The organism is Microcoleus sp. D3_18a_C4, from assembly GCF_036702415.1.
GTDB lineage: Bacteria > Cyanobacteriota > Cyanobacteriia > Cyanobacteriales > Microcoleaceae > Microcoleus.
The window spans coordinates 21,066-29,197 of sequence record NZ_JAUBTI010000085.1; the positions used below are offsets into that span (position 1 = coordinate 21,066).

5 protein-coding genes are annotated in these 8,132 nt (G+C 47.3%); 4 read left to right on the forward strand and 1 reads right to left on the reverse strand.

Features of this window, described 5'->3' with window-relative positions; genetic code table 11:
• The first annotated feature begins 115 nt into the window (after positions 1-115).
• On the forward strand, positions 116-406 hold the full coding sequence (locus QUB16_RS25990; protein ID WP_333320607.1) for a hypothetical protein: 291 nt from the start codon (positions 116-118) through the stop codon (positions 404-406).
• 107 nt (positions 407-513) lie between these two features.
• Here QUB16_RS25990 and QUB16_RS25995 read toward each other — a convergent pair whose 3' ends face one another.
• Positions 514-708: a hypothetical protein gene (locus QUB16_RS25995; protein ID WP_333104806.1), complete on the reverse strand. Its 195-nt coding sequence runs from the start codon at positions 706-708 to the stop codon at positions 514-516.
• Positions 709-1,156: 448 nt separating this feature from the next.
• Between QUB16_RS25995 and QUB16_RS26000 the strand changes: the two genes are divergently transcribed.
• From QUB16_RS26000 to QUB16_RS26015, 3 genes are all read left to right on the forward strand, one after another.
• A complete protein-coding gene (locus tag QUB16_RS26000; protein ID WP_333320608.1) occupies positions 1,157-6,043 on the forward strand; it encodes a CHAT domain-containing protein in 4,887 nt (1,628 codons plus the stop codon).
• A gap of 12 nt (positions 6,044-6,055) precedes the next feature.
• Positions 6,056-6,232, forward strand: a complete 177-nt coding sequence (locus QUB16_RS26005) for a hypothetical protein (protein ID WP_333320610.1) — start codon at positions 6,056-6,058, stop codon at positions 6,230-6,232.
• A 626-nt stretch (positions 6,233-6,858) separates the two neighbouring features.
• Positions 6,859-8,132 (forward strand): protein kinase domain-containing protein (locus QUB16_RS26015; RefSeq protein WP_333320612.1); only part of this gene is annotated, 1,274 nt, incomplete at its 3' end.

An 8,132-nucleotide genomic window follows, 5' to 3' on the forward strand; every position in this document is an offset into this window, starting at 1 on the left:
ATTACGCACTCAACAGCGTACTTATGTCATTGCTTAGGTCATTGCGAACTCTGCGGATCTTTAGCAACCCTTGATTTGCCGTAATTACCAGCAGTTTAGATAGAAACTCTAACACATGGAAGCTTTTGCTCCACATCCTCCTGAATGGACTGCGACGGCGGTTCACGCTAATGAGTTTTGCTGTCCCAAGTGTGGCGCTAGCTGCACGGATGCCGCTGATGTCTGGATTAATCGCCGATCGCCAGTATACACCGAGTTCAACCGCCGCAAGTGGCAAGAATTTTACCGCTGCCAGTGCGGCGGCGTGTGGTGGGCTTGGAGTAACGATAGGCCTCCTTCTGAACTTGTGCGTCGCGATCGGAGATCGGATGACGGCCCGGATGAGGGCCCCGATGATGATTTTTAGAACGGTGACAGAATTTTCGATTTTCGATTTTCGATTTTATTTAAAATTAGGATAAGGTGCGCGGCCCGGCGCACCCTACATTTAGATAGGTTAGCGCCATTTCTAAACTAATCGAGCACGTCAAGTATTCCCTTGACTACGCCTTCCATGACTCTTTCAATTAAGCTCAATTCATTTTCGGCGATCGACTCATTTAAGAGCATTGACTGAATTCGCTGTCTGTCATCGCGAGTCAGTTCGCCTGACGAAAATATCTGCTCTACTATTTGTTCAGTTAGAAATGAGGAAGTTTGAGTTTGCATGGTTGGTCTCTAAAAGCATCAATATTTTGCTTTTAACTTTATTAGAGGAGCCAGTTATTGTGTGGGTTTTTACTTTCCCACCCAATCAGTGCTCCAATCCTAGGACTCTGGGGGGATTTTGTCAATACACTCGTTACAGATCGATATAAAATTTGCCTTAAATTTCCGACATTCTGGCAACGGGTGGTTTTGGAGTGCGATCGACCCCGGCGGTGGCAGTGTTCGATCGACCTTTTTAAGTTTATTGGCACTTTGGCGGAACATTACCGCTCAAAAAAAATCAAAACGATAAGAGATTAGAATGGGGCATGGGGCATGGGGCATGGGGCATTGGTCATTGGAACCAACAAATAACAACAAATATAAGAAAAATAACCACTAACTAATGACTAACGACTAATGACTAATGACTATTGACAACTGACAACTGACAACTGACAACTGACTAATGACCTATTTTCGTTCTGCTCTAATTTTGACATTAGGTTTTTGGCTGCTACCGCTAGCAGTTCGATCGCAATCTGTCGTTCCTGCAAATGACGGCACTAATACTGTTGTTAACTCCGAGCAAAACCGCACAGACATTAGTGGCGGACAACTGTCAGGAAACGGCGCAAATCTGTTTCACAGCTTCAGCCAATTTAATCTCAGCGAAGGTCAAATCGCTAATTTTCTAACTAATCCAAATATTCAAAATATTTTAGGGCGAATTTCCGGCAACAATGTTTCGATCATTAACGGTCTGATTTCTGTAACCGGCGGCAACTCAAATTTATTCTTAATGAATCCGGCGGGAATTGTCTTCGGTCAAAATGCTAGATTAAACGTGCCGGGGTCTTTTTTCGCGACAACTGCTACAGGTATTGGTTTCGGCGATCGCTGGTTCAATTCGGCCGGAATTAATGATTACAAAGCTTTACTGGGAAATCCCAATCAATTTAATTTTAATAACTCACAACTCGGTGCAATTGTCAATGCGGGAAACTTGGCGGTTGGCAGCGGGCAAAGTTTAACTTTGCTCGGTGGAACCGTTATTAATACAGGACAATTATCCGCTCCCAACGGTCAAATTACTGTGGCTGCTGTTCCGGGACAAAATGCAGTCCGTATCAGTCAATTTGGCAATTTATTGAGTTTAGAAATTACTCCGTCTTTGCAGTCAGAACAATCGGCGATCGCCCCGGTTTCTTTGCCTCAGTTGCTGACGGGCTCCGGCGTAGTGTCAGCCACAGGTTTAACGACTAACGAACAAGGTCAATTGGTACTGACTGGCGGCCAAACAGTGTCCGCAGTTGCCGGAAGTGCGATCGTCTCCGGTTCTGTAAATGTATTTGGCCCTTCTGGGAATGCTGGCGGCACAGTCAATATTTTAGGGGAAAAAGTCGGACTCTTCGGCGCAAATATCGATGCTTCCGGGACTGACGGCGGAGGTACTGTGCGCGTCGGAGGCGGTTTCCAGGGGATGGAACCAGTGCCAAACGCCCAGGTAACTTATGTTAGTCCTGATTCTACGATCGCAGCAAACGCGATCGACCGTGGCAATGGCGGCACGGCGGTAATTTGGTCAGACAATATAACTCGCTTCTTGGGCAATATTAGTGCTCGCGGCGGCACTGCCGCAGGTAACGGCGGCAGAGTAGAAGTTTCCGGCAAAAATGCTTTAACTTTCCAAGGAGAGGTCGATACCCGCGCGACTAACGGTGCGATCGGCAATTTGTGGCTCGATCCGGCAAATATTACGATCGTCAGCGGTAACGGATCCAGCAGCGGGGGCTCGACTGGCGGGGAACTGGAATCGGAACCCGAACCCAATGAAACATCGATCTCAGAAGTGCAGTTGGAACAGATGGCGGCCGGCAGCAACGTGGTTCTAGATACCCCCGGCTATATCACCGTCCAAGACTTGCCCGATAACCAACTTTCCCTGCAAGCGAGAACCGGAGACACGGTAACATTTAGAGCGGGCGGAGTGTTTGTTGTCAACGATCCCAAGGATTTAATCGAGACTCAAGGTGGCAACATCAACATTTTCGCCAGCAGCATCTCTCTGGGGGGACTCAATGCTAACGGCGGCAATATCGCTATCACTGGAAACGGCATTGACTTGAGAGGCGGCAGCAATTCTGTCAGCAGTACGGGGGGAACAATTCGCTTGCAGCCCAACGATAGCCGAGCAATTCGGATCGGTGGCACCGGCGATATTTTGGGCCTTTTAGACTTGACGGCGACGGATCTCGGCGCTTTGGCGGGGGATTTCGGCTCGATCGCGATCGGGCGCGAAAACAGCAGCTCGATCGCGATCGTCGCACCCATTACCTTCAACAGCCCGCTGACACTTCAAGGCAGATCGATCGGGATCGACAATCCCCTGAATACAAGCGGCAGCGCTAGCTTGACTCTCGACGCGCCCCAAACTAATCTCAACGCCAACATTGCCACATCCGGCGGCGATCTCACTTTTACAGGCAACGCATCCCTCAATGCTGACGTGGCTTTGAGCACGGAAGCTACCGGCAACATTCTGTTCTCCGGTAGCCTAGACGGATCTCGCGCCCTGAGACTAGACGCTGGGCGAGTGCTGTTCGGCGCTACAGTCGGTCAAGCTGCACCGCTGGCGAGTTTAACTGTCAACGCCCGCAGTACCGAGGTTTCGGGCAATATGGCGACATCTGGCGACATGACTTTCAATAGTAACGTCACAGTCGATCGCACCGCCGCCCTAGCCGCCACTACCGGCAATATCACTTTTGCCAATACCCTCGACAGCACGCCGGGCCGGGCTAATAATTTGACGCTGCGCGCTGGCGGCAACATTACTTTTGGCGGCCTAGTCGGTCAAACTCAGAGGTTGGGCCAGCTCTCGGCCGATGCTGCTAGCGTGACGGCTTCTTCCACCATTACAGCGCGCATTTTGAGCGTTAACGCGCGAGATTCCGCTCGCTTCGGGGGGGACAGCACGGCCACTTTGGGAGCCGATATCAAGGCAGAAAATGTCCTCTTAGAGGGTAATTTAAGGACGGATGGTGGCAGCGTGAACCTGCAAGGAAGCGGGGAGGTTCGGACTGGTAATATTACCTCGAACGGTGGGAGGATTCGGGTTGAGGGAAATACTGTTGCTGCGGGTGCGATCGACTCGTCATCGGCGGGCACAGGAGGCGCGATCGCTTTCCAAACCAATGCTGGCCCTTTAACTGCGGGAGCTTTGAACGCTTCGGGGGCGATCGGCGGAAATATTGCTCTCACCTCGAAGGCGGGGATTTCGGCTCTAGATATCAACTCCAGCGGCACTTCAAACGGCAACGGCGGGGGCGTCTCCCTGAACGCGACTGGTGATATTCAGTTGGGCTTTATCAACGCTAGAGGCGGCACTGGTGGTACTGGCGGCAGCGTTGATGTGAGAACCCTCGGTTTGTTTCGATCGAACAATGTTTTCAACGATGATATATCGGGCAATATTTCCAGTATTTCTACTACCGGAGGTGCGGGGGCGGGGGCGATCGCAATTCGCCACGGAGGCGGTATCGATCGACCGTTTGTAGTTGGCGGCGCGATCGACAATGGAACCAGAGGAAGCATTAATGCTGGCGTGGGAAACGCCCTTTTGCCCACTTTTTCTTTTGGACAAAGTTACACCCAAGGAAGTTTACCAAATCAGATTTCCCTAATTACACCGGCCGCGCCCTCTACTCCTGCACCAATTCCCGAACCAATTCCCGAACCAATTCCCGAACCAATTCCCGAACCAATTCCCGAACCAATTCCCGAACCAATTCCCGCACCAATTCCCGAACCGCCTCTAGAGTCCGTAAATCCCGATCCTGCGCTGTCACTTCCTGCATCTTTGCAAGTAGAATTGCGCTCGCCCAATCGAGACCGAAATTCCCCAATTAGCCAGGATATTTTCGCTCCTTCTCGCAGATTAGATGCGGCCGGTTCGGGAGTTTTAGAATTTGAACAAACCTTTACTCGCGAGTACGAAAAATATCTGGACTTGCCCCCCAGAAAGCCGATTACTAATCTATCGGTGATTTACGAAACTCTTCGCAAAAACGAACAAATTACCGGGATAAAATCTGCAATTATTTATATAAATTGGCTCAGGAGATCGGATGCAGCCGCAGCCAAAGAAAATGGTTCTGTGCTGGTGGCAAGTCGGGATTTATCTAATCTATTGCCTGTGAGAAATAACCTCACCTCCGGGCCCGATCGCCCCTTAGAAGATAAGTTGGCCCAGAGGTTGTCGCCACTGAGCCAAGAAATTCCCGATGTTCCTAACGGGGAGCTTTTAGAATTAGTGTTAGTCACAGCTAACGCTCAACCGATGCGCGTTGTAGTTCCGGCGACAACGCGGTGGCAGGTGTTGCAATTGGCGGATGCCCTGCAAACCGAAATAACTAATCCCAGAAGAAGAAGCAGCATTAGTTATTTGGATTCGGCTCAAAAACTTTATCGCTGGTTAATTGCGCCAATGGCCCCAGAATTGGCCGCTTTAAATATTGACAATTTAATTGTAATTCCGGCAGCAGGTTTGCGGAGTGTGCCCTTTGCTGCTCTTCACAATGGCAAACAATTTTTAGTTGAGCAATACAGTATTAGCGTGATGCCGAGTCTGAGTTTGACTGATATCGGCTACGACAATATTGCGGATGATGAAGTTTTGGCAATGGGGGCGTCGGTATTTGAAGATAAAGCGCCATTACCAGCGGTACCGGTGGAGTTAGAGTCGATCGCGCCGCCAAGTGAAGGAAAATTATTTTTGAATCAAGATTTTACTCTCGGAAATTTGCAAGCTCAGCGGGCAAATCGGCCTTTTGGAATCATTCACTTAGCAACTCACAGCGAATTCCTGCCTGGGGAACCGAAAAATTCTTACATTCAGTTGTGGGATACTAAATTACGTATCGATCAAATGGCACAGTTGCGGTGGAATGAACCGCCGGTGAATCTGTTAGTTTTAAGCGCGTGCAGTACCGCTTTGGGCGACGAAGAGGCGGAGTTGGGGTTTGCGGGTTTGGCGGTAGCTAGCGGTGCTAGATCCGCTTTAGCGAGTTTGTGGGAAGTCAGCGATGATGGGACTTTGGGGCTGATGACTGAGTTTTATCGGCAGTTGCGGGCCCCCAGAGGCGGTGGCAATTTGATGATTAAAGCGGAGGCTTTGCGGCGCGCGCAATTGGAGATGCTGCGGGGGCGCGTGCGGATTCAAGACGGAATGTTGCGAGCCGATGGGCTTTCTGGGGATCTAATTTTGCCTCCAGAAATTGCGGCGCGGGGCGATCGAGTGCTTTCGCATCCTTATTATTGGGCCGCCTTTACAATGATTGGCAATCCTTGGTAATGGAGATGTTGAATGAAGAAGGAAAAAGAGGCGCACCATTGTCAGCAACAGGCTTTCCGGCCTGTTCCCCAAGAAAATTTATCTTTTGTGGAACAGGCATCTTGCGTCAGCAACAGGCTTTCCGGCCTGTTCCACAAGAAAATTTATCTTTTGTGGAACAGGCCGGAAAGCCTGTTCCTAAAAACCTAATTGAGAATGGTGCAATATCTCAGATGCAACCGGAAACCCTCTCAAATGTCTCGAAACTACGACATCCTAATAGTCTTCCCACCAGTCTTACCCAAATTATTAGGGTGGTATGATGAACTACCTTGATTCGTTAATTCCCCGAAAACCTATACGATTGACATACATTTTTAGGCATTCCGGTTTCACAGTTTCGCTGTAACAAGGCGTGGGACTCATAATCAGCGATCGATTGACAGCTACATTTGACACAAATGTGGTTCTGTTTTCCTTTTTTCTTAGTGTTTTTACGGATATGGGTTAATTTGCACTCGCTTTCATTGCATGGTGATTCCCCCTATTTATACTCTAATTATGCAAGGCCCAAATCTCCTATGAAGACTAACGGCGATCGCACTTCACTCTGTTTTGCCGAATTTTACACGAAACTGTGGAGCGATCGTACTCCTGACCGGAGTGTTTAGCCCTCTTATTTTTAAGAAATGTTAATAAAAAATAACTTTTCTTTTTCAACTTAAGTTTTTCTTAAAATTTCGGATATTATTATGTATGAGAGGATACATTTACTTAATTAATTAACAATTGCTAAAAAACTAATTGAGTATTAATACTGACCAGAGGATGTAAGAATGATTAACTTACCGGGCTACGACATTACCAACCAAATCCATGAAAGTAATAATTCTTTAGTTTACCGGGGACTGAGAAAACAAGACAAAAAACCAGTAATTGTCAAATTTCTCAAACAAGATTATCCGATGCCCGCTTCGTTAGTCAGATACAAGCAGGAATACGAAATCACACACAATCTTAACCTAGAAAGTGTGCCTAAAACCTACAGCTTAGAAAGATACCATAACAGTTTGGCTATCATTTTCGAGGATTGTGGTGGAGACTCATTAAAGCTGTGGTTGGCTTTTCACCAACTTACCTTAGAAGAGTTTTTATTAACAGCTATTAAAATAACCAGGGCTTTAGGTGAAATTCATCGACATAAAATTATTCATAAAGATATCAATCCCAGCAATATTATTATCAACTCAAGCACAGGGCGAGTTCAAATTATAGATTTTGGCATCTCTACTGTTTTAAAGCGCGAAAATCCTAGCCTGAAAAATCCTAATGTTTTAGAAGGCACTCTGAGCTATATATCGCCGGAACAAACAGGCCGAATGAACCGAGAGATAGACTACCGCACTGATTTTTACTCATTAGGAGTCACTTTTTACGAAATGCTAACGGGGCAATTGCCCTGGGATTACAGCGATGCAATGGAATTAATCCACTGTCACATTGCCAAACAAGCAGTACCGCCCCACCAAATCAATCTAGAAATTCCTAAAGCTGTTTCTAATATTGTGATGAAGCTATTAGCGAAAACCGCTGAAGCCAGATATCAAAGCCCTTGGGGAATTATCGCTGACTTAGAAGAATGCCTAGAACAATTAAAAACTACGGGCGGAATTGCAGATTTTGCGATCGCCCAAAAAGATATTACAGATAAGTTTCAAATACCTCAAAAACTCTACGGGAGAGAAACAGAAGTTGAAACCTTATTAGCAGCCTTTGAACGAGTCAGCAGGGGCAGCACCGAAATGATGCTAGTATCCGGTTACTCTGGCATTGGTAAATCCGCCTTAGTACAAGAAGTTTATAAACCAATTACTAAAGCCAGAGGTTATTTTATTGCCGGAAAATTCGACCAATTTCAACGAAATATCCCTTACGCTGCGGTTGTTAAAGCCTTTCAATCATTAGTCAAGCAACTCTTAACAGAAAGCCAAAATCAACTCAATACCTGGAAAGAAAAAATATTAGCTGCTGTTGGCGCTAATAGTCAAATCATTGTCGATGTCATTCCTGAAGTAGAATTAATCATTGGCCCACAGCCCGCCGTACAAGA